Below are 24,398 nucleotides of genomic sequence, written 5' to 3'. Positions count from 1 at the left end.
CGCTCCCACAAAAGCGCGGCTTCTCCTGCAACACATAACTGGGACATAGCCATGAAAAAGCCCCGAACGGCTCACACCGGATCGGGGCTTTTGGCCACTCGGGCTCAGTTGAAGACGATCTCCTCGCCCACCACCGTGCCGGTTACGCTACTGCCAGGCGTGAAGGTGCCCGCCAGGATCTGCTGCGCCAGCGGGTTCTCGATCCAGCGCTGGATAGCCCGCTTCAACGGCCGCGCGCCGTATACCGGGTCGTAACCGATGGCCACCAGCTTATCCAGGGCCTCGTCGCTCAACTCCAGGCTCAGCTCGCGTTCGGCCAAGCGCTGACGCAAGCGCCCCAACTGAATCTGCGCGATACCGGCAATCTGCTCGCGGGCCAATGGCTCGAAGATCACCACCTCATCGATGCGGTTGACGAATTCCGGGCGGAAATGCGTGCTCACCGCATCCATCACCGCCGCGCGCTGCGCCTCGCGGTCATCGACCAGCTCCTGGATCTGCGCGGAGCCGAGGTTGGAGGTCATCACCACCACGGTGTTCTTGAAGTCCACGGTACGCCCATGGCTATCGGTCAGCCGACCGTCCTCCAGCACTTGCAGCAGCACGTTGAACACGTCCGGATGAGCCTTCTCGACTTCATCGAGGAGAATCACCGAGTACGGCTTGCGGCGTACCGCTTCGGTCAGGTAACCGCCCTCTTCATAGCCGACATAGCCGGGCGGCGCACCGATCAGCCGCGCCACCGAGTGCTTCTCCATGAACTCGGACATGTCGATGCGCACCAGCGCCTCTTCGGTGTCGAAGAGGAATTCGGCCAGCGCCTTGCACAGCTCGGTCTTGCCGACCCCAGTCGGGCCGAGGAAGAGGAACGAGCCGCTCGGTCGATTGGGATCGGACAAGCCCGCACGCGAGCGCCGCACGGCGTTGGCCACGGCGACCACCGCCTCGCTCTGACCAATCACCCGCTGGTGCAGCAGGCTTTCCATCTTCAGCAGTTTGTCGCGCTCGCCTTCGAGCATCTTGCTCACCGGAATACCGGTCCACTTTGACACCACCTCGGCAATTTCTTCCTCGGTGACCTTGCTGCGCAGCAACTGGTTTTCGGTTTTGCCGTGCTGATCGACCATCTGCAGGCTGCGTTCCAGGTCCGGAATGATGCCGTACTGCAACTCGGCCATGCGCTGTAGGTCGGACTTGCGCCGCGCCGCTTCCAGCTCCTGGCGGGCCTGTTCGATTTTCTGCTGGATCTGCGCCGAGCCCTGCACCTCGGCCTTCTCCGATTTCCAGATTTCCTCCAGGTCGGCGTATTCGCGCTCCAGGCGCGCAATGTCTTCGTTGAGCTTGGCCAGGCGCTTGATCGCCGCCTCGTCATCTTCTTTCTTCAGCGCCTGAGCTTCGACCTTGAGCTGAATCAGGCGGCGCTCCAGACGGTCGAGCACCTCCGGCTTGGAGTCGATTTCCATGCGGATGCGGCTGGCCGCCTCGTCGATCAGGTCGATGGCCTTGTCCGGCAGCTGGCGGTCGGTAATGTAGCGGTGCGACAGCTTGGCCGCGGCGATGATCGCGCCGTCGGTGATGGCCACCTTGTGGTGCACCTCATAGCGCTCCTTGAGGCCACGCAGGATGGCGATGGTGTCTTCTTCGCTCGGTTCATCGACCAACACCTTCTGGAAACGTCGCTCCAGCGCCGCGTCCTTCTCGATGTACTGGCGGTACTCGTCCAGAGTCGTGGCACCCACGCAGTGCAACTCGCCACGCGCCAGCGACGGTTTGAGCATGTTGCCGGCGTCCATCGCGCCTTCCGCCTTGCCGGCGCCGACCATGGTGTGCAGTTCGTCGATGAACAGGATGATCCGTCCTTCCTGCTTGGACAGTTCGTTGAGCACGGCCTTCAGGCGCTCCTCGAATTCGCCACGGAACTTGGCGCCGGCGATCAGCGCGCCCATGTCCAGCGACAGCAGGCGCTTGTCGCGCAGCCCGTCCGGCACTTCGCCGTTGACGATACGCTGCGCCAACCCCTCGGCAATCGCGGTTTTGCCCACCCCGGGCTCGCCGATCAGCACCGGGTTGTTCTTGGTGCGACGCTGCAAGACCTGAATGGTGCGACGGATCTCGTCGTCACGGCCAATCACCGGGTCGAGCTTGCCCTCCTCGGCGCGCTTGGTCAGGTCGATGGTGTACTTGTCCAGGGCCTGGCGCGCTTCCTCGATGTTCGGGTCGTTCACCGCATCGCCGCCGCGCAGGTTGTTTACGGCGTTTTCCAGGGCTTTTTTACTGACGCCCTGCCCCAGCAGCAATTTGCCGAGCTTGGTGTTGTCGTCCAGGCCGGCGAGCAGCACCAGCTCGCTGGAAATAAATTGATCGCCCTTCTGCTGCGACAACCGGTCGGCCTGATTAAGCAGACGCGCCAGATCCTGGGACAGGTTCACATCGCCGGTCGGGCTCTGGATCTTGGCCAGGTGATCAAGCTCTTTGGTCAACGCCTGGCGCAGGCTGTTGACGTCGAAGCCAACCTGCATCAGCAGCGGCTTGATCGAACCGCCCTGCTGATCGAGCAGCGCCTGCATCAGGTGCAGCGGCTCGATGGCGGCATGGTCGAGGCCGACGGCCAGGGATTGGGCGTCGGATAGCGCGAGTTGCAACTTACTGGTTAAACGGTCGATTCGCATTGCGTCATCCTTCCTTTTTAAGAGCAGGCCGGCGCGATGGACACACCTCAAACGAAAGCCTGCCGAGATGAAGACTAGATGAGGTCGATTGTGAGCGTTTCAAGCCACCTGGGCTTGATCTGGATCAGTGGGCTCAAGAGCAAACCGTAAGGCGGGCTTTAGCCGCCCACCGTGCGGGGCAGCGATTGGATAAACGCAGCGCCTGTTGGGACGCTTGCGTAGGCCCGAGATGGCGCAACCTTGTGTCCGCCCTACGAGCTTGCAGCACGCGGCCTAGTTGGCCAGCCAGATCAACGAAGCGAAGCGGCCGGTGCGCGGTGCGCGGCGATAGGAATAGAAACGCGGATCGCTGTGGCTGCAGAAATCGCCGCCATACACCGCGGTAACACCGCGGGCCGCCAAGCGGATACGCGCCAGTTGGTAGATATCGGCCATAAAACGTCCGGCATTGGCGCTCGCCACGAAGGCCTTGGCCGCCTGCGGGTGCTGCGCCAAAAACGCTTCACGCACTTCGCCGCCAACCTCGAAAGCCTGTGGCCCGATGGCGGGGCCAAGCCAAACCAGAACGTCCTCCGGCGCTACGGCCAGGGCATCCAGGGTCGCCTCCAGCACGCCACCCGCCAACCCGCGCCAACCGGCATGGGCCGCCGCCACCCGGCTGCCGGCACGATCGCAGAACAAAGCCGGCAGACAGTCGGCGGTCATCACCACACAGGCCACACCGACAGTGGCCGTCCAACTGGCATCGGCCTCGGCCACCTCATGCGGATCGGCGTGGACAACCACGCTGCCATGCACCTGACGCAACCAGGCGGGATGACAGCCCAGTTGGCTGATCAGGCGCTGACGGTTCTTCGCCACGGCAACGGCATCGTCCTCGACATGCTCGCCGAGGTTAAAGGTGTCGAACGGCGCGCCACTGATGCCGCCCGTTCGAGTGGTGACGCAGGCCTTGACCCACTCGGGCGCGGGCCAATCCGGCGTGAGCCAATCGTGCGCCCATTTAGTCACCCGATAAACGCCTCGCGATCCTGACGCAGCAGCGTCAGCAACCAGACCAGGTCGTCGGGCAACGGCGACTGCCATTTCATGCGCTGGCCGGTCATCGGGTGATCCAGCTCGAGGAAGCGCGCATGCAGGGCCTGGCGCGGGAACTCTTTCAAGCTCTGCACCATGGTTTGGTTAGCCGCCGGTGGAATGCGGAAGCGCCCGCCATAGACCGGGTCGCCGACCAGCGGATAGCCAATATGGCTCATGTGCACGCGAATCTGGTGGGTGCGCCCGGTTTCCAGCTTGACCCGGGTATAGGTGTGCGAGCGAAAACGCTCCAACACCCGATAATGGCTAACCGCCGGTTTGCCACCGTCGCTGACCGCCATGCGCTGGCGCTGCGAAGAGCTGCGGCCAATCGGCGCATTGATCTTGCCGCCGGAGGTAATCACGCCGATCACGATGCATTCATAGATGCGGCTGACCGTGCGCTTTTGCAGCTGATCGACCAGACGGGTCTGCGCCTCGATGGTCTTGGCCACCACCATCAGCCCGGTAGTGTCCTTGTCCAGGCGATGGACGATACCCGCGCGCGGCACATTGATGATGTCCGGTACATGGTGCAGCAAGGCATTGAGCAAGGTGCCGTCGGCGTGCCCGGCTGCCGGGTGCACCACCAAACCCGCAGGCTTGTTGATCACTAGCAGGTGCTCGTCTTCGTAGACGATATCCAGCTCAATGTCCTGGGCGATCCACTCGCCCTGGGCTTCCTGCTCGGCATTCAGTGCCAGCACGGCACCGCCATGCACAATATCGCGCGGACGCAGCACGGCACCATCGACGGTCAACAGGCCCTCTTTGATCCAGGCAGACAGACGCGAACGCGAGTGCTCGGCGAACAGTTGGGCGGCGACTTGGTCAAGGCGTTGCCCACCCATATCGGACGGCACCTCGGCGTTCAGTTCTATGGTCTGCTTATTAATAGAGGACATGCTCGGCAACAGAGGGGGTGTAGCCTTTGGTTTCAGCTACACGCTTGTGGTTAAATACGGCGTCTTTGCCCCAGGGGTACCGGGGGCGCTCATCATAACAGGACGGCTTAGCTCAAGACAGCCGCCGTCACAGGGACGCAAGCCGCCATGCAAGTGAAACACCTGCTGCTGATCGCCATCCTCGCCCTCACCGCCGCCTGCTCGTCCAACGACGTGCTCGACGAAAACCTGAGCGAGACCGAGCTGTACCAGCAGGCTCAGGACGATCTGGACAACAAGAGCTATACCAGCGCCGTGACCAAGCTCAAGGCCCTGGAGTCGCGCTATCCGTTCGGCCGCTACGCCGAGCAGGCGCAGCTGGAGCTGATCTACGCCTACTACAAGAACGTCGAGCCGGAAGCCGCGCGCTCCGCCGCCGAGCGCTTCATCCGCCTGCACCCGCAGCACCCGAACGTCGATTACGCCTATTACCTGAAAGGCCTGGCCTCTTTCGACCAGGACCGTGGCCTGCTGGCGCGCTTCCTGCCGCTGGACATGACCAAGCGGGACCCAGGCGCCGCCCGCGACTCCTACAACGAGTTCGCCCAGCTCACCAGTCGCTACCCGAACAGCCGCTACGCCGCGGATGCCAAGCAGCGCATGATCTACCTGCGCAACCTGCTGGCTGCCTACGAAATCCACGTGGCGCATTACTACCTGACCCGTCAGGCCTATGTCGCCGCCGCCAACCGTGGTCGTTACGTAGTGGAAAACTTCCAGGAAACCCCCGCAGTCGGCGACGGCCTGGCGGTGATGACCGAGGCTTACCAGCGCCTGACCCTGGACGAGCTGGCAGCCACCAGCCTGGAAACCCTCAAGCTCAACTACCCGGAGCACCCGAGCCTGGTCGACGGTCAATTCGTACCACGCGAAGAAGAGGCCGACACCCGCTCCTGGCTGGGCAAGGCCACCCTGGGCCTGATCGAAAGCGACACCCCGCTGCCACCGGGCGAAACCCGCGCCGGCCAGGACGTGATTCGTCAGTACGAAGAAGCCGAAGAGCAAATCCCGGCCGAATTGAAACCGGAAAACCAGGACGAAGTGCGCGAAGAGCGCAGTGAAGCGGAAGGCAACAACAGCAACCGTTCCTGGTTCAGCTACATGACTTTCGGTATTTTCGACTGATACGCCGTCGTGTAAAAACGCAGGCTTGAGACCCAATGCCAGTCAGTTACGCTGACTGGCATTTTTTATGGATATGTCCCCATTACGTGTTGAAACGCGGGGCCGGCTAGGCAATGTCTGGAGCGCGGTAATGCGTAGGGTGGGTTAGGTGCATGATCACGGACTATCGGCTACTGCATAGTCCGTTGCGCCGTAACCCACCCTACCGAATCGACGTACAACCGTTAACGGGTATATAGCCTTTCTATGGCGCCTTTCCCGTTACGCAGGCAGAGCTGCGCAAGCCCAGCGCCAACCGACCTCAATCCCCCAGACGCCAGCCCGAGGTGATCGGGTAACGCCGGTCCCGGCCAAAACCGCGCTGCGTCACGCGCACGCCAACGGCCGCCTGGCGCCGCTTGTATTCATTCAGGTCGACCAACCGCAGCACGCGCTTGACCGTGTCCTCATCGAAGCCTTCGGCGATGATCGCGTTGGCCGACAGGTCGTACTCGACATACAGCTTGAGGATCTCATCGAGCACCGGATACGGCGGCAACGAATCCTCATCCTTCTGATCCGGCGCCAGTTCGGCGGATGGCGGACGATCAATGACTCGCTGCGGGATCACCGCGCCCAGGGTATTGCGGTACTCGCAGAGGCGAAATACCAGGGTCTTCGGCACATCCTTGAGCACGTCGAAACCGCCGGCCATGTCGCCATACAGGGTGGCGTAGCCCACCGCCATTTCGCTCTTGTTGCCGGTGGTCAGCACCAAGTAGCCCTTCTTGTTGGAGATGGCCATCAGCAACGTGCCACGGCAACGGGCCTGCAGGTTCTCTTCGGTGGTATCGCGGGATAAACCCTCGAACACTGGCGCCAGCGTGCCCATGAAGGCCTCGACCATCGGCGCAATCGGCAGCACGCGGTAGGTCACACCCAAGGCATGGGCTTCGGCCTCGGCGTCCTCCAGGCTGATTTGCGCGGTGTAGTGGTACGGCATCATCACCGCCTCGACACGCTCGGCGCCCAGCGCGTCGACCGCCACCGCCAAGGTCAACGCCGAATCGATACCGCCGGACAGACCGAGCAGCACACCCTTGAAACCATTTTTTTGCACATAGTCGCGCACGCCCACGACCAGAGCCTGATACACGCTGGCCTCCAGCTCCGGCAATGGCACACAGTTGGCCGGCCGCGGGCTGACCCGCTCGCCATCGAGAATCAGGTCGACGGGATACAAGCCCTCATTAAAGGCCGCCATACGCTGGCTGACCTGACCGCTGGCATCGACCACGCAACTGCCACCGTCGAACACCAATTCGTCCTGACCGCCCACCTGGTTGACGTAGACAATCGGCATCGCCCCTTCGCGCGCGCGTTCGGCCAACACCTCTTCACGCTCGCGCTGCTTATCCAGGTGGAACGGTGATGCGTTCAAGCTGAGCATCAGTTGCGCCCCCGCCTCACGCGCCTGCGCCATCGGCTCGGCAAACCAGATGTCTTCACAAATGGTCAACGCCACCGACACGCCCTTGATATCGACGACGCACGGCTGGCTGCCGGCAACGAAATAGCGCTTCTCGTCGAACACCCGGTAATTCGGCAGTTTTTGCTTGTAGTAGCGAGCCAACAGCTGGCCATCGGCAATCAAGGCACAGGCGTTATAGCGCAGCTCATCCTCCAGCCAGGGATAGCCAACCACCAGGTAGATGCCTTGCACCTCCGTCTGTAGGCGTTGCAGTGCCTGCTCGATACGCAGTTGCATGCTCGAACGCAGCAGCAAATCCTCGGGCGGATATCCGCAAAGCGCCAGCTCGGGGAACACGATAACGTCCGCCTGCCACTGATCGCGGGCACTGCATGCCGCCTCAATGAGCCGCTCGACGTTGCCGTGCACATCGCCAACGCGCAAATTCAACTGGGCCATCACGACCCGCAGGGTTTGGCTCATGGCCGCCTCCACCAAAGAAATCCCATTTGCGACGCGGTCTATCGACTGCATCGCGGTCTATCCGCCATTCTCCCGCATCGCCCCTCACGGAAACAACGCACAGCACACGGTTTAGCGGCTGTGCTGGGGCGGCGTCCTTGGATAAACTGCCAGCTTTATAAAAGAAGAGAACGTTATGGGCCTGCTCCGCCTGCTGTTCTGGATCGCCGTTATCGTCGCCGCCTTCTGGCTCTGGCGCCGCTTTACCCGCCCGGCACGCCGCCCCAAGGACACCCCCGAAAATCCTACGCCGATGGTGCGGTGCGCGCATTGCGGCGTGCATGTGCCCCGCGCACATGCCCTGACCCAGGATGAACGCTGGTATTGCAGCCAGGCCCACCTTGAACAAGGCCGTCATTCCGGTGAGCACTGAAGCGCTCGCGCTTAGCGGTACGCAGGGCCGACGAGTCCTGCGGCTCTACCATCTGTATCGCCTGACCATTGGTCTGGCCTTGGTGCTGCTGATATCCAGCGACCTGCACACGCAACTGCTGGAGCTGGCCAGCCCCGACCTGTTTCGTAACGGCAGCTGGTTTTACCTGATTCTGAATATCCTGGTGGCCGTGGTCGTCCAACGTCCCCGCAGCCTGATTCAAATATTCAGCCTGGCGCTGGTCGATGTGATTTTGCTATCCGGCCTGTTCTACGCCGCCGGCGGCACGCCCAGCGGCATCGGCAACCTGCTGATCGTCGCCGTCGCGATCGCCAATATCCTGTTGCGTGGCCGGATTGGTCTGCTGATCGCCGCGGTCGGCGCCATCGGCCTGATTTACCTGACCTTCTACCTGAGCCTTGCTCGCCCCGCGGCGGCGGCACAGTACGTACAAGCCGGCGCCCTCGGCGCGCTGTGCTTTGCCGCCGCGCTCTTCGTGCAAGGGGTGACGCGGCGCCTGCAAGTCAGTGAAACCCTCGCCGAACAACGCGCCGCCGATGTGGCCAACCTGGAAGCGCTGAACGCCTTGATCCTGCAACGGATGCGCACCGGCATCCTGGTGCTCGACGCCCAGCATCGCGTGTTGCTGGCCAACCATGGCGCACTCAACCTGCTAGGCCGTGACGCGCTGGCCGGCAAGATTCTTGACCCGCACTGCCCGGAGCTGGTCAAACGCCTGCAACAGTGGCTGCACAACCCGACCCTGCGCCCGGCCAGCCTGCAAGCCTTCCCCGACGGCCCAGTGCTGCAACCGAGCTTCATTCCCCTGCAACGCGGCGAACAACGGCACAACCTGGTATTTCTTGACGATATTTCACAGATTGCCCAGCAGGCTCAGCAGCTCAAACTTGCCTCGCTCGGCCGCCTCACCGCCGGCATCGCGCATGAAATCCGCAACCCGCTCGGCGCGATCAGCCATGCCGCGCAACTGCTGCAAGAATCGGAAGACCTGCAAGGCCCGGATCAGCGCCTGGCGCAGATCATCCAGGACCATTCGCGGCGGATGAACCTGGTCATCGAAAACGTCCTGCAACTGTCGCGACGGCGCCAGGCCGAACCACAACTGCTCGACCTGAAATATTGGCTGCACCGCTTTGCCAGCGAATTTCGCAGCTCGGCACCAGTCGGGCAGATACTCCACCTGGAAACCTTGGGCGGCACCATTCAAACGCGCATGGACCCCCATCAATTGACCCAGGTGCTGACCAATCTGGTGCAAAACGGCCTGCGCTACAGCGCGCAAAAGCACAAACAAGGTCAGGTCTGGCTGCGGCTGTTCCGCGACCAGGACAGCGACCTGCCGGTGCTGGAAATACTCGACGACGGCCCCGGCGTACCGCCCGAACAACTGCAGCACATCTTTGAGCCGTTCTACACCACCGAAAACAAAGGCACCGGCCTGGGCCTGTATATTTCCCGCGAACTGTGCGAAAGCAACCAGGCTCGACTTGACTACAAACCTCGCGAAGGCGGCGGCAGTTGCTTTCGCATCACCTTCGCCCACCCGCGCAAACTGAGCTGACCATGACCCGCCAGAGAGCCCTGATCGTCGACGATGAACCCGATATCCGCGAACTCCTGGAAATCACCCTGGGACGGATGAAGCTCGACACCCGCAGCGCACGCAACGTCAAGGAAGCGCGCGAATGGCTGGCCAAGGAGCCGTTCGACCTGTGCCTGACCGACATGCGCCTGCCCGACGGCACGGGCCTGGAGCTGGTGCAACACATCCAACAACGCCATCCCCAGGTGCCAGTGGCAATGATCACCGCCTACGGCAGCCTGGACACCGCGATCAACGCACTCAAGGCCGGGGCCTTCGATTTTTTGACCAAGCCAGTCGACCTCGGCCGCTTGCGCGAACTGGTCGCCACCGCCCTGCGCTTGCGCAGCGCCGATGGCGAAGAACTGCCGGTGGACAGCCGCTTGCTCGGCGACTCGCCGCCCATGAAGGCCTTGCGCAAACAAATCCAGAAGCTCGCACGCAGCCAGGCGCCGGTGTATATCAGCGGCGAATCCGGTAGCGGCAAGGAGCTGGTCGCCCGCCTGATTCACGAACAAGGCCCGCGCTGCGAGCAACCGTTCGTGCCGGTCAACTGCGGCGCGATCCCCTCGGAGCTGATGGAAAGCGAATTTTTTGGCCATAAGAAAGGCAGCTTCACCGGCGCCATCGAAGACAAACAAGGCCTGTTCCAGGCCGCCAACGGTGGCACCCTGTTCCTCGACGAGGTCGCCGATTTGCCGCTGCCGATGCAGGTCAAACTGCTGCGCGCTATCCAGGAAAAAGCCGTACGCGCCGTGGGTGGTCAACAGGAAGTGGTCGTGGACGTGCGCATCCTCTGCGCCACCCACAAAGACCTGGCCGCCGAAGTGGCCGCCGGGCGCTTCCGCCAGGATTTGTACTACCGCCTCAACGTGATTGAGTTGCGCGTGCCATCGCTGCGCGAGCGGCGCGAAGACATCGCTCAACTGACTGAAGTCATGCTCAAGCGCCTCGCCGACGGCACCGGTCTCAGCGCCGCCAAGCTCGACACCGACGCCCTGGAAAAGCTGAAGAACTACCGCTTCCCCGGCAACGTGCGCGAGCTGGAGAATATGCTCGAGCGCGCCTATACCCTCTGCGAAGACGACCAGATCAGCGCCAGTGACCTGCGTCTGGCCGACGCCAGCACACCGAGCGAACATGGCGAAGCCAGCCTCGCGCAAATCGACAACCTGGAAGACCACCTGGAGAACATCGAGCGCAAGCTAATCATGCAGGCCCTCGAAGAAACCCGCTGGAACCGCACTGCGGCAGCGCAACGCCTGGGGCTGACCTTTCGCTCGATGCGTTATCGCCTGAAAAAACTCGGCCTCGATTAGCGGTGAGCCGCGAGGCCGCCGTTGGGTATCGCGGCGCTCGGCCTACGTGGCCCGCACCATCCTACGGTCGGCAGTCGGGGCTCTTGTAGGATGCGGTTGAGCGCAGCGATACCCATCACCGCGACCTGGGTGCAATCCGGGGCGCAGTACAATCGCCCCGGACTTCGCTTTCTGCTAATCCAGGCTACGGCCTCCGCCTGACGCCTACACCCTCAACCCAGCCGCCCCGCCGGCGCATAGGGTGCCGGGTCGATGATCGGCTCACGCCCGAGTAGCAGGTCGGTCAGCAGTTGGCAGGAGGCCGGCGCCAAGACCAAGCCATTGCGATAATGGCCACAATTCAACCAAAGCCCCGCAAACCCCGGAACCGGACCGATGAAGGGAATGCCCTCCGGCGAGCTCGGCCGCAACCCGGCCCAATGCCCGACAACCTCGGCATCCGCGAGCGCCGGCAACAACTCGACCGCCGAGGCCTTGAGGCTGGCCAATGCCGCCTCGGTGGGCGTCTTGTCGAAACCGGCATGTTCCAGTGTGCTACCAATCAAAATATGCCCATCGCGCCGCGGAATCGCATAACGCCCTTTGGCCAACACCATGCTTGGCAGAAAGCCCTCGGCGCACTTGTAGAGAATCATCTGCCCTTTCACCGGCTCGACGGGCAGCTGAACACCGAGGCCGCTGAACAGCTCGCCACTCCAAGCCCCGGCAGCCACAACCACCTGCTCGCCGCGCACATCGCCCTGCACAGTCCGCACGCCGCACACTCGCTCGCCCTCGCGGATAAACCCCGTGACCGCACAATGCTCACGCATCGTGACATTCGGCATTTGCAACAACGCTGCCCGCAAAGCCTTGACCAGCCGCGGGTTGCGCACATTGGCCACATCGGCCATCGCCACCGCCCGCCCAAACCCAGCCGCCAGTGCAGGCACAGCCCGATACACCGCCGCCATCTCGACCGGACATAATGGCCGCTGCTCACGCAGAGCCCAGGCCAAGGCTGCCGGCTCATCCTCCAGATCCAGCCAATACAGACCAGTCACCTGCACTTCCGGATCAATAGCGGTTTCTGCTAACAACTGCTCGCCCAGACGCGGATAGAAATCCTGCGACCAATGCGCCAACGCAGTAACTGCCGGGCTATAGCGCCAGGGATAGAGCGGCGAAACGATACCGCCGCCAGCCCAGGAGGACTCGCCACCAGTGACTCCGCACTCGACCAACACAACCTCATGCGCTGAACGCGCCAGATTCAGTGCTGAGAGCAGACCTATTACTCCGGCACCGACCACGACTATCGACACTGCCACCTCCAAAAAAAACGGGCCGCAAAGGCGGCCCGTTATACCAACAACGTTCAATCACCAACAGTCATCAAGCGCTTTACTATTAGCGTTCAGCGCACGCTGACCGCTGTGGCTAAGCTCGAAATTTCCGCAGCCATCCGCTGCCATACTGCCTGAGCGAGTGGCACGCAGAGTATAGCTAGTCGCAGTAGCTGCTTGAGCCGCAATCACGTAATTAGCGCTACCGCTCGCGGGCACGTTGGCAGTAAACACGTCCGCGATGCTGGCACCATCCAAGTAACTACCATTGACCGAGTAGTAGCGCTCAAGAGCCTGAGCAGCCTCCATCAACGCAGCCTGTACCTCAGCGCGCTTACCTCGATTTACGTATTCCGTATAACTGGGGTAGGCAATCGCCGCAAGAATTCCGACGATTGCGACTACGACCATTAACTCAATTAGAGTAAAGCCTTTTATTCTATTCATTGGACCTGATTCCAGGATTGGCGCCCTTCAATAATATTGAGGTTGTTGTTTGTCGGGATACACGCATTCACACCCGTACCACGGCAAATAAAGTACTTGTCGTTATCAAACAAGTCGAAGCTGCCAGTTGGAATGCCATCTTCAGAGCCAATACCGGAAATAGGCAGGGGTACTCCGTCCACCATTACATTATCCGCCTCATCGAATTTGCCATCCTGATTCATATCGAACAGCACATAGTTAAGCCGCCCGCCTGTGGCCGTATCCAGAACCATGGTCCAGCCGCTGCCCCCCCCAGTACAAGGGTCGGTCGATGGGATTGCGGTCTCGACCACCAGGCGATTGAGCAAAATAGTAGGTGAGAAAATCACTCGCTCGCCCTGCGCGCCCTTACTGGAAAGCGGTGAGATCAGATCCATGTACCAACCTTTTTTGGTATCCCAGTTAATGCCTTCAGCACCGTCATCTTCAGGCGCATCGACCACACGAACACCCCGCTGTGTATCGCCAGTACCGAAAGTACCTTCGTAAATAATCTCGCGGGCATCTAGGCTGGAGCGACCGGTGAAAGTGATGTCGTTGTCCCAGATACCGTAGATAGTCTGCACATCAGTCAACGCTGGCGCGATACCGTCTGCAGCCGTCATGTAGCTACCGGTACCGAAATAAATGACGTTGCCATTGTCCGAGCCATCGGGATGCTTGGCGATTTCCGGCTTGACCGTAATAGGCTGCGCCTTGCCGCTGCCATCCACGGCCTTGTAAAGCGGAGCCGGGTTGCTGGCATTGCCAAATGCCACTTTGAAATCGTCAGCGCTGCTGCCGCTGTTCGACATCTCGAACTTCCACAGATTACCGCCGAGGTCGCCCGCATAGATCTCGTCAACATAAATGCCATCGCCATCGTTGGCATAGACGAACGAAGGTGTCGACAAGCCGCCAGTTGCTGCACCCGCACGCACCTTGTTCACCGTACCCGTCTCCAAGTCGACAATGAACAACACCGAATCGAGCGCACCACCACCGCTATAGGTGCCGTAGCCGTTACCAAAGATCGCCACCCACTTGCCGTCCTTCAGGCGACCAATGATCGGCTCACTGTAGGTATAACCGAGGTCCACATCGCCTGTGACCTCCCAGAGCACATCATCTTCATCGAAGCCTGCAGCACTGGTGACATCCAGAGCGAAGACACTCTTGCCACCCGCTCCCAGACCACCCAACAAAAGAGTGCGCCAGTTGCCATCGAGGATCGCATCGCCTAGGTGAAGCTTGCCGTCCACGTAATACTTGTGCACGTATTTAGGATCAGCCAACTGCTTGACTGTCGGCAGCACGGCACGAGGCATAAAGGCAAACTGTTCACGTCCAGAGTTGGCATTGAACGCATGCAAAAAGCCATCGTTGGAGCCGGCAAATACGGTAGGCGTCTTAGCGGCCTTGGCGCTCACGAAGGTCTGGTAGTCAGGAGCGCTCTCACCTGTGATGCCCTGGAAACCCAGATTCTGCTTATTGGCGATCACAATCGATGAGTTGACGATATCGCCCAGCAAACTATTACGCGCGCGGTAGCTACCAGCCGGCTGCTCGCCAGTACGTGTACCAATCAGGTAATTGAACAGCGCCTGGGTGTTATCGAAGTTGGCTTGCAAACCAGCGGTTCCAAGCGCCGCCCAGGTCAGTGGAATACCCGCATCGACACCCGTAGCACCGGTATGGGTGAATAGCTTACGAGTAGCCGGCGGCAACAGATTGCCTGCCTCCCAGACATTATTGAAAACCAAACCATTACTGGTCGTGACTGGACGCTTGGCGGTGAGTTGACCGGTCCAATCGGTGCTTGAATACGTAGCTTCATACACCAGGGATTCGCTATCGATACGTCGCGCACTTGGCACGGCAGCGGTGTTAGAGCCCACACGCCCGGCAATTGAGGTCAGCGTGCTGCTCAGGGCATCGGCAAACTGCTGCGGGTTCTGCGCATTGAAGAACTCGCCACGACTGTTGATTGAGGCATGCAACAAGTCATCAATCTTGCCAGGGTTGCTACCGAACGGAGTGGGCCAGGTAACAGTAGCGCCAGAGTTGACGGCAGCTTCAGCAGTCGCCTGACTCACAGAGCCGCTCACCCCAAGACCTACCCCAAACGTCACCATATGCTGCCAGAACGCAGAGTTGGCCGGACTGTCTGGAACACGGTTGGCCAGAGTGCTATGCAAGTCACGGTTCCAGTAATACATCGCGACATCGGCCAGCGTATTACCTCGAGAATCGTTGAATGGCGAACGCGGGATATATTGAAAAGACTTGCCATCCGGCCCGGAAATAGTAGGGCCATTGCTGTTGTCGACATTGGCACGGCGGGCTGAGTTGACCGCCTCAAAACTATCTCCTTCGTTCCAGTAACCATCGGTGGTGAGGATCGTGTAGCTCTGGCGGCAGGAATAGTCTGTACCACCAGTTGATCCTGGTGTTGAACTCCATGGCCCCCGAGCATCAGTACGCGAATAATATTGGCCTGCGTAATCAAGGGCACGGCGCAGCGGCGTGGAACCATCGGCTTGTACAGACTTAAGCCAATCATAAAAGCCTGTTCGACCGGTATTTTCGAATACCCGAACACCACGGGTTACAGCCCCCGTATTCTCGCCATCGACCGTATTCACGCCTCGGTTGATCGTGCCATAGCCGACTCGAATGCTATTGCCTTGAGCGAAAAACCCTTGAGAGGCGCCAGACTTGGCAACCAACATGCGTGTACGATAGTAGGAAAACCAGTTCGAAAAATTCTGCCTATTCGTCGCATTAGTGCCGATATTGACTACCGAGTAACAGCTATTTTTATAAATATCGTTACTACCACAAGACGCACTAAATGCATAATAACGCGCGCCGCCAGGGCTACCTCCCGTCCCAATAACCAGCCCCCTACGCCCACCATTCCAGCCGATGAAGTAATCATCCATGATACCCCGATAATTATCAGACAAATTTATCGACGTGCCAGACTGCGCATATCCATCTATATAAGCTGACGTATAAGTTGCAGCAGGAAAGCGCGTACCATCACTTTTCAGCGGAGGCTGATATACAATATCTGGATTGTAGTAAATCTTATTAGCCACGCTGGACAGCAAAAATCTATTATTACCCTCAGGACATGCAACTGTTGCCACACCAGCATAGTCTTGTGTAGAGCAACCACTAAGACTCCACTGACTATCCAGCTCATCAGGCATATAGCCCCAACGCATCGAACCAGAGTCGTCCAGTAGGAACAAGATATTGGGTTCAACCTGCCCCCCCAAATTAAGTGGTGCATTTGCCGGAGTAAATGCACTGACGCCAACAGACCACGTTAGCGATGCCGCCAGCAAGGCGCGCGCGGAAAAAGACAGCATGGAAGTCTGCATGAAATGCCTCATTAGTTTTGTCCGCGAATCGCAATCGCCACCGTCGATCGCACAGTAACGCCTGTATCGGTGCTGCCGTAGCCTGTGGCCTCAACGTTATACAGGTAGGTCTTGCTCAAGCAGTTGAATGCATTGGTTTCCGCAATCGAGCCGTCCGTTTCACAAATAAAAGCAACGCCACCCGCACCTGTACTTGCGGATTCAGCATAATAATTACTGACGGAGCACTCCGGACGACTACCAGAGGTGACATTAGTTGGCGGAGCCCAATCTGCAGTGGTAATTGCAGGGCAATCTTCCGGAGCCATAAATAGCTCAGCAGGATCAGCCGCTGCGGCCACTTGGTCGCGGACATAATCCTCACCCACGCGCAGTGCCGCTTCAGCCGCTTGGAACGCCATGTTGTAGTCACGTGCGCCGCCGGCCATCCGCTCTTGCAACGTGCTATTGGACATAGAGGCCACGCCGATCACGGTAAGGATGAGCAGCATGATCAGGCAAATCGCCAGAACAGCGCCTTTCTGCTGCCGTGCATGAGTTAATCTAATCATCGTTATTCGATCCTGTTACGCAGTGCAATGACAGTGCTATAGATCTGCCGAAAGCGACCATCCGCAGCGACGGCCGTACCATTGAAGGTAATACTCTGCTGCTGAGCTCCAGGGGTCTGCGCGTCACTGGTCAATAGCAAATCAATGCGTACTGTTTGTACATCGCCCCAACGGTTGGCCGCCTCAATAGCGGCAGCAGATAGATACTCGTCAACCCCCACACCACTGGCATCCAACATGCCGTAACGCACTTGCATATTTTCCACACCGTCAACGATATCGTAGGGGCCAGCATCCTCAGACAGGTTATAACGAACAGCTAAGGCATTAATTGGATTACCCTGCGCGTCGTCACGACCGGTATAGCGGACAAAGTAGGAGCGATTGCTGAGCGACACTACGCGGGCGGTACTATCGAATACCATGTCACTGAACTTGAAGCCGCCACATTCCGCGCCCACATTATTGGCGCCGGAATGATTAATTGTCGGCTCCGCCGAGCCGGCACTTGGGCTATTATTCACCTCAATGATCACGGCCTTTTCAATATCCATGAGCATAAGAGCCTGGCCTTTTTTCATACCACTGCAGTACATGTTTGCCTTGAAATTAGCATTATTAATGCTCGGCTTGAAACTTTCGCTCTCGGCCAGCCAAGCGCCGCAGTTGTCCGTGGTTGTGACATTAACAACGTCTGTGCCAGGCACTGCTGTGGTGTCGGTGGTGCCAGCCGTATAACCGGATATCGCCATCGAGACATTCTCGACCATGTCACTCTCCGCGACTTGGCAGATACTCTCCTCAGGAAGCCTAACTCCGACCCCGACACCAGCGGGGCGGATTTCCAAGGCCAGATACTGAAGCGCAAAGCGCCCATTCTCTTGCACTCGACTCATACCATCCTGCATCAAGAAAGTTGTCTTATTGCTAATGAATACTTGAATAACTGCCCCGGTAATAATCAACCCAATGAGCATGGCAACCATCAACTCGACCAGGCTTAAGCCTCTTTGCTTGATCATCAATATCTACTCACATTCGGGTCACAAAAGAGAATTGTTGTGTTTCGCTATCACCAACCCGACTTTCATCCCACTGCACAGTGATAGTGACCTGGCCGCCATTTCGCGAAATGCTGCCAGTACCATTGGTCAACTGCGCACTCAAATTGGCACGCCACTCAGCTAAATCACGCTGGAAAGGCTTACAACCACCTGAGTTGGTGCTGTCAGGGACGCATGACAACTCGCCATCAAGAGACAGGTCATAGAAGCCGGCGGCGACATCACCTCGTCCTGCACGCATGCGATCAGCCATCTCGTACGCTAGAAATACCGCATGCGAGCGTTCGGAAGCCCCTTGATTGAACTTCAATGCATTCAGTTGCATCGCCGCCAACCCCAGCAAGCCGATTGAGAAAATCAAAACCGAAACAAGGATTTCAACCAAAGAAAAACCTTTTTGCAGCATTCCCCTCATGAGCAACCTCCTTTCGGTGAGCTCTCTACCCGGCCCAACGGGGAAACAATAAGTACACGGTCATATTTGGCACAGTCATGCGTTTCCAGGGTCAACGTTGGCAAGCTTGCCGCAGCAGTCCCAAGCCCAACACCTGAAAGCTGTCCTTGAGAGTTGAACGTGATCCCCGCGGCTGGAATATTTGCCGTACTTACTTGGATACTTTCCGGTTCAGCGAAACAACGGAGCGCACCGTCATCGTCGCAACCATCAGCACCATTGACGCCGACCAGCCAAAAATTCACGCCATCAGCGGGTGGTCTGACTGTTACGTTGCGAGCACGAACGACCGCTTCACTCCGCGCATAACTGAGAATCCCAACCATGTCGGTAATTTCAGATGCGGCGCGATTATCCCGCAGCATCTGAGCCAAATTGGGACTTGCCAATGCAATCAACACCCCAAGCACGGCAAGCGTGACCATTAGCTCGATCAGTGTAAAACCCTGATTTTTACGCATGCTGACAAACCTCCTTGATTGGCTAGACTCTAGGTCGTTGAGCATGCATCAGCACGCTGAGCGCGATGACCGGGCGACCTGACAGGATGACAGGCAGCTCTGCTGATAATTTGATCGAAATGCTTAAGGACGAGCGATGCGAACATACCGACGGGGATTCAGCCTTATTGAGCTGCTTGTCACACTCTGCGTGGCCTGCACACTACTGAGCGTCTCTTGGCCAATTGCACGTGACTGGATAGAGCGCGAGGAGTTACGAACAGGCATTCGTGCAATTACCAGTACATTGCATATGGCTCGCCAACAGGCCGTCCAATCTGGACGCACCGTGACAGTAAACACTGGCGATGGGAACTGGCACACAGGGTGGACACTGCAAACTCAAGGCGAGACTGAGCCAAGCCTGATAGGCAATCGGCTTGGAAAAAGCCTATTCAGCTACTCGGCATCTACCGTCAGCAAGGCAATTTTGTACCGCAGTGACGGCACAGCCAAACACCCCAGCGGCGCCTTTCAGGCAGGTACGATTTATCTGTGCAACAACGCAGGGCACCGCGGCAGCGCAATTATCCTTGCACCCAGTGGTCGCGTAAGGGTTGAGTCCATGAGCCCTTGCAAAAAGCTTCCCCAGCATGCCTCCACACAACCTTGAAGCACGCCGGGAACCTCTCGCAAAGATAATCACAACGCCTTCACCCGCAACTCCTTGGGCATCGAGAACGTCACGTTCTCCGGGCGGCCATCCAGTTCGCTTTCTCCGGTTGCGCCCCAGGCGCGCAGTTGATCGACCACACCGCGCACCAGCACTTCCGGAGCCGAGGCGCCGGCGGTGATGCCGATGCCGGCGGCGTCAGCGAACCATTCGCGCTTGAGGTCTTCGGCGCCGTCGATCAGGTAGGCGGGGGTGCCCATGCGCTCGGCCAGCTCGCGCAGGCGATTGGAGTTGGAGCTATTCGGGCTACCGACCACCAGGAGCACATCGCACTCGACGGCAAGTTGTTTGACCGCGTCCTGGCGGTTCTGCGTGGCGTAGCAGATGTCGTCCTTGCGTGGCCCGCCGATAGACGGAAACTTGCTGCGCAGGGCGTCGATCACCTTGCTGGTGTCGTCCATCGACAGGGTGGTCTGGGTGACGAAGGCCAATGCCTCGGGGTTGCGTACCTGCAACTCAGCGACGTCCGCTTCGTCCTCAACCAGGTAGATGGTGCCGCCGTTGCTCGCGTCGTACTGGCCCATGGTGCCTTCGACTTCCGGGTGGCCTTCGTGACCGATGAGGATGCACTCGCGGCCTTCGCGGCTGTAGCGCACCACTTCCATATGCACCTTGGTCACCAGCGGACAGGTGGCATCGAATATCTTCAGACCACGGCGTTCGGCTTCGCTGCGCACCGCCTGGGAGACACCATGGGCACTGAAGATGACAATGACGTCGTCAGGAATCTGATCCAGCTCTTCGACAAATACTGCACCGCGTGCGCGCAGGTCTTCGACCACGAATTTGTTGTGCACCACTTCATGACGCACGTAGATCGGTGGACCAAAGACTTCCAGCGCGCGATTGACGATTTCGATGGCGCGGTCGACGCCGGCGCAGAAGCCGCGAGGGTTGGCGAGTTTGATATGCATGCTGGTTATCTCGGCGCGCGGAAACAAAAGTTGTCGTAGGTTGGGTTAGCGGCACATTGCGGCATAAGCCACGAATGCCACGCAGCCCAACAACAGGGCGCCCGACATACGAACCATGGTGGGTTACGGCGCTCCAAACAACCTGATCCAGACTCAAGCTCTGCCTGTGCGCCTAACCCACCCTACGAAAATATTGCTCTGATCAGAGCGCTTTGACCTCAATAATTTCTACATCGAAGCTCAGCGCCTTGCCGGCCAGCGGGTGGTTGAAGTCGATGGTCACCTGACTGTCGTCAAAAGCTTTGACCACACCGGGCAACTCGGCATTGGCGGCATCATTGAAGATCACCAGCAAGCCTTCGGAAAGCTCCATGTCCTGGAACTGGCTACGCGGCATGATCTGAATATTCTGCGGGTTGCCCTGGCCGAAGCCTTGTTCCGGGGCGATGGGCAGGCTGCGCTTGTCACCGGCCTTGAGCCCGTAAATCGCCTGCTCGAAACCCGGTAGCAGGTTGCCGTCGCCGACCTTGAAGGTGGCCGGCTGCTTATCAAAGGTGCTGTCGACCACATCGCCGTTATCCAGCTTGAGGGCGAAATGCAGGGTAACTTCCTTGTCCGGGCCGATACGTACATCAGTCATGGGCGACTTCTCCGGACTTGTTGCTCTTGAACATATCCAGCGCCAGGAGGATGGCGCCGCAGGTAATGGCACTGTCGGCGATGTTGAACGCCGGGAAATACCAGCGATTCTGCCAATGTACCAAGATGAAATCGACGACATGGCCAAACACCACGCGGTCTACCAAGTTGCCCAGAGCGCCGCCGAGGACCAATGCCAAGGCGACGGCCAACCAGGTTTCCTCGGGCTTCAAGCGCTTGAGCCAGATCACCAGGACTACGCTGACCACCACCGCGATAGCGGCGAAGAACCAGCGCTGCCAGCCCGAGGCACCCGCCAGGAAGCTGAAAGCGGCGCCGGTGTTGTAGGCCAGGGTCCAGCTGAAGTAATCGGGGATCACCACGATTTGCTGGTACATGGTCAAGGTATTGTCGAAGTAGAACTTCGTCGCCTGGTCGACCACGAACACCAGCAGGCTCAACCACAGCCAGGCCAAACGGCCAAAACGACTGGCGTTAGGCATAGTGACGCACCTCGCCAGCACCTTCGATGTTATCCACACACCGGACGCAGATTTCCGGGTGCGCCGGGTTCACCCCGACGTCTTCACGGTGATGCCAGCAACGCGCGCACTTGGCGTGGGCCGACTTGACGATCTTCAGCTTCAGGCCCGCCACGTCCGTCACCACGGCATCGGCCGGGGCATCGGCGAGCGGCGCCAGGCCGGCGGTGGAGGTAATCAACACGAAGCGCAGTTCGTTGCCGAGCTTGCTCAGATCGGCAATCAGGCTGTCTTCGGCGTACAGGGTCACTTCGGCTTGCAGGTTGCCGCCGATGGCCTTGGCCGCACGCAGGTTTTCCATCTCCTTGTTCACCGCGACCTTGACCGCCATGACTCGCTCCCAGAACTCGCGGCTCAGCTCGAAGCCCTGCGGCAGCTCGCTTAGGCCCTGGTACCAGCTATTGAGCATCACCGACTCATTGCGCTCGCCCGGCAGGTACTGCCACAGCTCGTCGGCGGTAAACGACAGCACCGGCGCGATCCAGCGCACCAGCGCCTCGGCGATATGGAACAGCGCGGTCTGGCAGGAACGCCGCGCCACACTGTCGGCGGCGGTGGTGTATTGGCGGTCCTTGATGATGTCGAGGTAGAAACCGCCGAGCTCCTGCACACAGAAGTTGTGCACCTTCTGGTACACGTTCCAGAAGCGGTAGCTGTCGTAGGCTTCCTCGATCTCGCGTTGCAGCAGCAGCGCGCGGTCAACTGCCCAGCGGTCCAGGGCCAGCATGTCTGCCGCCGGCAACAGATGCTGCGCCGGGTCGAAACCGCTGAGGTTGGAGAGCAGGAAGCGTGCGGTGTTGCGAATACGCCGGTAGGAATCGGCGCTGCGCTGCAAGATGACCTTGGATACGGCCATCTCACCGGAGTAGTCGGTAGACGACACCCACAGACGCAGAATATCGGCACCCAGGCTGTCGTTCACTTCCTGCGGCGCGACCACATTGCCCAGGGACTTGGACATCTTGCGGCCGTTCTCATCGACCACGAAGCCGTGGGTCAACAGCTCCTTGTAAGGCGCATGGCCGTCGATGGCCGCGCCGGTCAACAGTGACGAGTGGAACCAGCCGCGGTGCTGGTCGGAGCCTTCCAGGTACAGATCGGCACGCGGGCCGCTAGCATGACCGAGCGGATGGGAGCCGCGCAGCACATGCCAGTGGGTGGTGCCGGAATCGAACCAGACGTCCAGGGTGTCGCTGATCTTGTCGTACTGCGTGGCCTCGTCGCCAAGCAGCTCGGCGGCGTCCAGCTTGAACCAGGCTTCGATGCCTTGCTGCTCGACGCGCTTGGCCACTTCCTCCATCAGCTCGGTGGTGCGCGGGTGCAGGTCACCGCTTTCCTTGTGCAGGAAGAACGGAATCGGCACGCCCCAGTTGCGCTGGCGCGAAATGCACCAGTCCGGGCGCCCGGCGATCATGCTGTGCAGGCGCGCCTGGCCCCAGGCTGGGACGAACGCGGTCTGCTCGATGGCGCTCAGCGCGCGTTCACGCAGGGTGGCGCCCTGCTCCGGTTGTTTATCCATGCCGACGAACCACTGCGCGGTGGCGCGGTAGATCAACGGGGTCTTGTGCCGCCAGCAGTGCATATAGCTGTGCTGGATAGGTTCGTGCTTGAGCAGGCAGCCGACTTCGTCGAGTTTGGCAACGATGTTCGGGTTAGCCTTCCAGATAAACTGGCCGCCGAAGAACGGCAGCGCCTCGACATACACGCCATTGCTCTGCACGGGGCTGAGAATGTCGTCGTTGCTCATGCCGTAGCCTTTGCAGGAACGGAAGTCGTCCTCGCCATAAGCCGGGGCCGAGTGGACGATACCGGTACCGGCACCCAGTTCGACGTATTCAGCCAGGTACACCGGGGCGAAACGCTCGTAGAACGGGTGACGGAAGCGGATCAGCTCCAGCGCCGCGCCCGGGGCGATTGCCAGCACCTCGCCTTGCAGGCCATAGCGCGCCAGGCTGCTTTCCACCAGTTCCTCGGCCAGCACCAACAGCTTGTCGCCGGTGTCGACCAGGGCGTAGTTGAATTCGGGGTGAACGTTAAGCGCCTGGTTGGCTGGAATGGTCCACGGCGTGGTAGTCCAAATTACGATAGAAGCCGGCTTCGGCAGGCTGGCCATACCAAAGGCGGCGGCCAGTTTGTCAGCATCTTCGACCGGGAAGGCCACGTCGATGGCATCGGACTTCTTGTCCTGATACTCGACTTCCGCTTCGGCCAGCGCCGAGCCGCAATCGAAACACCAGTTGACCGGCTTCAGGCCCTTGAACACGAAGCCCTGCTTGACCATCTCGGCCAGCGCGCGGATCTCGCCGGCTTCGTTGGCGAAGGCCATGGTCTTGTACGGATTGTCCCAGTCGCCCAGCACGCCGAGGCGGATAAAGTCGGCTTTTTGCCCTTCGATCTGCTCACCGGCATAGGTACGGCAACGCTCGCGGGTCAGGTCGGATGGCTGATTCTTACCAAAGGTGGTCTCGACCTTGTGCTCGATCGGCAGGCCGTGGCAGTCCCAACCCGGTACATAGGGCGCATCGAAACCAGCCAGGGTCTTGGAACGGGTGATGATGTCCTTGAGGATCTTGTTGACCGCATGACCGATATGGATGCTGCCGTTGGCATAGGGCGGGCCGTCATGCAGGACGAACTTCGGCCGGCCTTCGCCCTGCGCGCGCAGTTTCTGATACAAGCCAATCTCGTCCCAGCGCTGCAGAATCTGTGGCTCGCGCTGCGGCAGGCCGGCCTTCATCGGGAACTGGGTATCAGGCAGATTTAGCGTGGCTTTGTAGTCGGTCATTTCAGGCTC

Annotated in this window: 20 protein-coding genes; 5 read left to right on the top strand and 15 right to left on the bottom strand. The window is 59.6% G+C overall.

Annotated elements, in window-relative coordinates; all coding sequences use genetic code 11:
• Window positions 1-104 precede the first annotated feature (104 nt).
• The 3 genes from clpB to rluD form a co-directional block, all read right to left on the bottom strand.
• The gene (gene clpB / locus B3M58_RS05945) at window positions 105-2,669 is read right to left on the bottom strand and encodes an ATP-dependent chaperone ClpB (protein ID WP_296217654.1); all 2,565 of its coding nucleotides are present in this window, start codon (window positions 2,667-2,669) and stop codon (window positions 105-107) included.
• A gap of 273 nt (window positions 2,670-2,942) precedes the next feature.
• The gene (pgeF, locus tag B3M58_RS05940; RefSeq protein WP_296217653.1) at window positions 2,943-3,680 is read right to left on the bottom strand and encodes a peptidoglycan editing factor PgeF; all 738 of its coding nucleotides are present in this window, start codon (window positions 3,678-3,680) and stop codon (window positions 2,943-2,945) included.
• Entirely contained in the window at window positions 3,677-4,651 is a 975-nt protein-coding gene (gene rluD, locus B3M58_RS05935; RefSeq protein WP_296217652.1) for a 23S rRNA pseudouridine(1911/1915/1917) synthase RluD, read from the bottom strand. Before rluD ends, pgeF begins: the two co-directional genes overlap by 4 nt.
• A gap of 147 nt (window positions 4,652-4,798) precedes the next feature.
• Between rluD and B3M58_RS05930 the strand changes: the two genes are divergently transcribed.
• Window positions 4,799-5,815, top strand: a complete 1,017-nt coding sequence (locus B3M58_RS05930; RefSeq protein WP_296217651.1) for an outer membrane protein assembly factor BamD — start codon at window positions 4,799-4,801, stop codon at window positions 5,813-5,815.
• 301 nt (window positions 5,816-6,116) lie between these two features.
• Here B3M58_RS05930 and B3M58_RS05925 read toward each other — a convergent pair whose 3' ends face one another.
• Complete coding sequence (locus B3M58_RS05925; RefSeq protein WP_296217650.1) at window positions 6,117-7,748, bottom strand: NAD+ synthase; 1,632 nt, start codon at window positions 7,746-7,748, stop codon at window positions 6,117-6,119.
• A gap of 175 nt (window positions 7,749-7,923) precedes the next feature.
• On the opposite strand from B3M58_RS05925, the gene B3M58_RS05920 reads away from it, so the two are divergent.
• From B3M58_RS05920 to B3M58_RS05910, 3 genes are read left to right on the top strand one after another with little or no spacing between them, the layout of a single operon-like run.
• Window positions 7,924-8,160, top strand: coding sequence for a PP0621 family protein (locus B3M58_RS05920; protein WP_296217649.1), 237 nt, complete (start codon window positions 7,924-7,926; stop codon window positions 8,158-8,160).
• Complete coding sequence (locus B3M58_RS05915; protein WP_296217648.1) at window positions 8,150-9,742, top strand: sensor histidine kinase; 1,593 nt, start codon at window positions 8,150-8,152, stop codon at window positions 9,740-9,742. The genes B3M58_RS05920 and B3M58_RS05915 overlap by 11 nt, the downstream gene beginning before the upstream one ends.
• Window positions 9,743-9,744: 2 nt before the next feature.
• The gene (locus B3M58_RS05910; RefSeq protein WP_296217647.1) at window positions 9,745-11,082 is read left to right on the top strand and encodes a sigma-54-dependent transcriptional regulator; all 1,338 of its coding nucleotides are present in this window, start codon (window positions 9,745-9,747) and stop codon (window positions 11,080-11,082) included.
• Between the two features lie 212 nt (window positions 11,083-11,294).
• Here the strand turns inward: B3M58_RS05910 and thiO are convergent, their stop codons facing one another.
• The 7 genes from thiO to B3M58_RS05875 are packed head-to-tail and all read right to left on the bottom strand — an operon-like array spanning window position 11,295 to window position 18,797.
• On the bottom strand, window positions 11,295-12,398 hold the full coding sequence (thiO, locus tag B3M58_RS05905; RefSeq protein WP_414704053.1) for a glycine oxidase ThiO: 1,104 nt from the start codon (window positions 12,396-12,398) through the stop codon (window positions 11,295-11,297).
• Between the two features lie 45 nt (window positions 12,399-12,443).
• Window positions 12,444-12,854 carry a type IV pilin protein gene (locus B3M58_RS05900; protein WP_296217645.1) on the bottom strand — a complete coding sequence of 137 codons (411 nt, stop codon included), beginning with the start codon at window positions 12,852-12,854 and terminating at the stop codon, window positions 12,444-12,446.
• The gene (locus B3M58_RS05895; protein WP_296217644.1) at window positions 12,851-16,267 is read right to left on the bottom strand and encodes a pilus assembly protein; all 3,417 of its coding nucleotides are present in this window, start codon (window positions 16,265-16,267) and stop codon (window positions 12,851-12,853) included. Before B3M58_RS05895 ends, B3M58_RS05900 begins: the two co-directional genes overlap by 4 nt.
• Window positions 16,268-16,278: 11 nt before the next feature.
• Window positions 16,279-16,818 (bottom strand): pilus assembly PilX family protein, encoded by a 540-nt coding sequence (locus B3M58_RS05890; protein ID WP_296217643.1) that lies wholly within the window; start codon window positions 16,816-16,818, stop codon window positions 16,279-16,281.
• A gap of 2 nt (window positions 16,819-16,820) precedes the next feature.
• Window positions 16,821-17,840, bottom strand: coding sequence for a PilW family protein (locus B3M58_RS05885; RefSeq protein WP_296217642.1), 1,020 nt, complete (start codon window positions 17,838-17,840; stop codon window positions 16,821-16,823).
• Window positions 17,841-17,850: 10 nt separating this feature from the next.
• A complete protein-coding gene (gene pilV / locus B3M58_RS05880) occupies window positions 17,851-18,297 on the bottom strand; it encodes a type IV pilus modification protein PilV (RefSeq protein WP_296217641.1) in 447 nt (148 codons plus the stop codon).
• On the bottom strand, window positions 18,294-18,797 hold the full coding sequence (locus tag B3M58_RS05875) for a GspH/FimT family pseudopilin (RefSeq protein WP_296217640.1): 504 nt from the start codon (window positions 18,795-18,797) through the stop codon (window positions 18,294-18,296). Before B3M58_RS05875 ends, pilV begins: the two co-directional genes overlap by 4 nt.
• Window positions 18,798-18,933: 136 nt before the next feature.
• On the opposite strand from B3M58_RS05875, the gene B3M58_RS22545 reads away from it, so the two are divergent.
• The gene (locus tag B3M58_RS22545) at window positions 18,934-19,449 is read left to right on the top strand and encodes a GspH/FimT family pseudopilin (protein WP_414704052.1); all 516 of its coding nucleotides are present in this window, start codon (window positions 18,934-18,936) and stop codon (window positions 19,447-19,449) included.
• Between the two features lie 29 nt (window positions 19,450-19,478).
• Here the strand turns inward: B3M58_RS22545 and ispH are convergent, their stop codons facing one another.
• The 4 genes from ispH to ileS all read right to left on the bottom strand — a co-directional run bounded on the left by ispH (window position 19,479) and on the right by ileS (window position 24,389).
• Complete coding sequence (ispH, locus tag B3M58_RS05870) at window positions 19,479-20,423, bottom strand: 4-hydroxy-3-methylbut-2-enyl diphosphate reductase (protein WP_296217639.1); 945 nt, start codon at window positions 20,421-20,423, stop codon at window positions 19,479-19,481.
• Window positions 20,424-20,625: 202 nt separating this feature from the next.
• Window positions 20,626-21,063: an FKBP-type peptidyl-prolyl cis-trans isomerase gene (locus B3M58_RS05865; RefSeq protein WP_296217638.1), complete on the bottom strand. Its 438-nt coding sequence runs from the start codon at window positions 21,061-21,063 to the stop codon at window positions 20,626-20,628.
• Window positions 21,056-21,565, bottom strand: a complete 510-nt coding sequence (gene lspA, locus B3M58_RS05860; protein WP_296217637.1) for a signal peptidase II — start codon at window positions 21,563-21,565, stop codon at window positions 21,056-21,058. Before lspA ends, B3M58_RS05865 begins: the two co-directional genes overlap by 8 nt.
• Window positions 21,558-24,389 (bottom strand): isoleucine--tRNA ligase, encoded by a 2,832-nt coding sequence (ileS, locus tag B3M58_RS05855; RefSeq protein ID WP_296217636.1) that lies wholly within the window; start codon window positions 24,387-24,389, stop codon window positions 21,558-21,560. The genes lspA and ileS overlap by 8 nt, the downstream gene beginning before the upstream one ends.
• Between the last annotated feature and the right edge of the window lie 9 nt (window positions 24,390-24,398).

Origin of the sequence: Pseudomonas sp. UBA2684 (assembly GCA_002354655.1) — a bacterium.
Taxonomy (GTDB): domain Bacteria; phylum Pseudomonadota; class Gammaproteobacteria; order Pseudomonadales; family Pseudomonadaceae; genus Aquipseudomonas.
The sequence above is the reverse complement of the archived record's forward strand: the minus strand, read 5'-3'. Positions and strand labels throughout refer to the sequence as shown.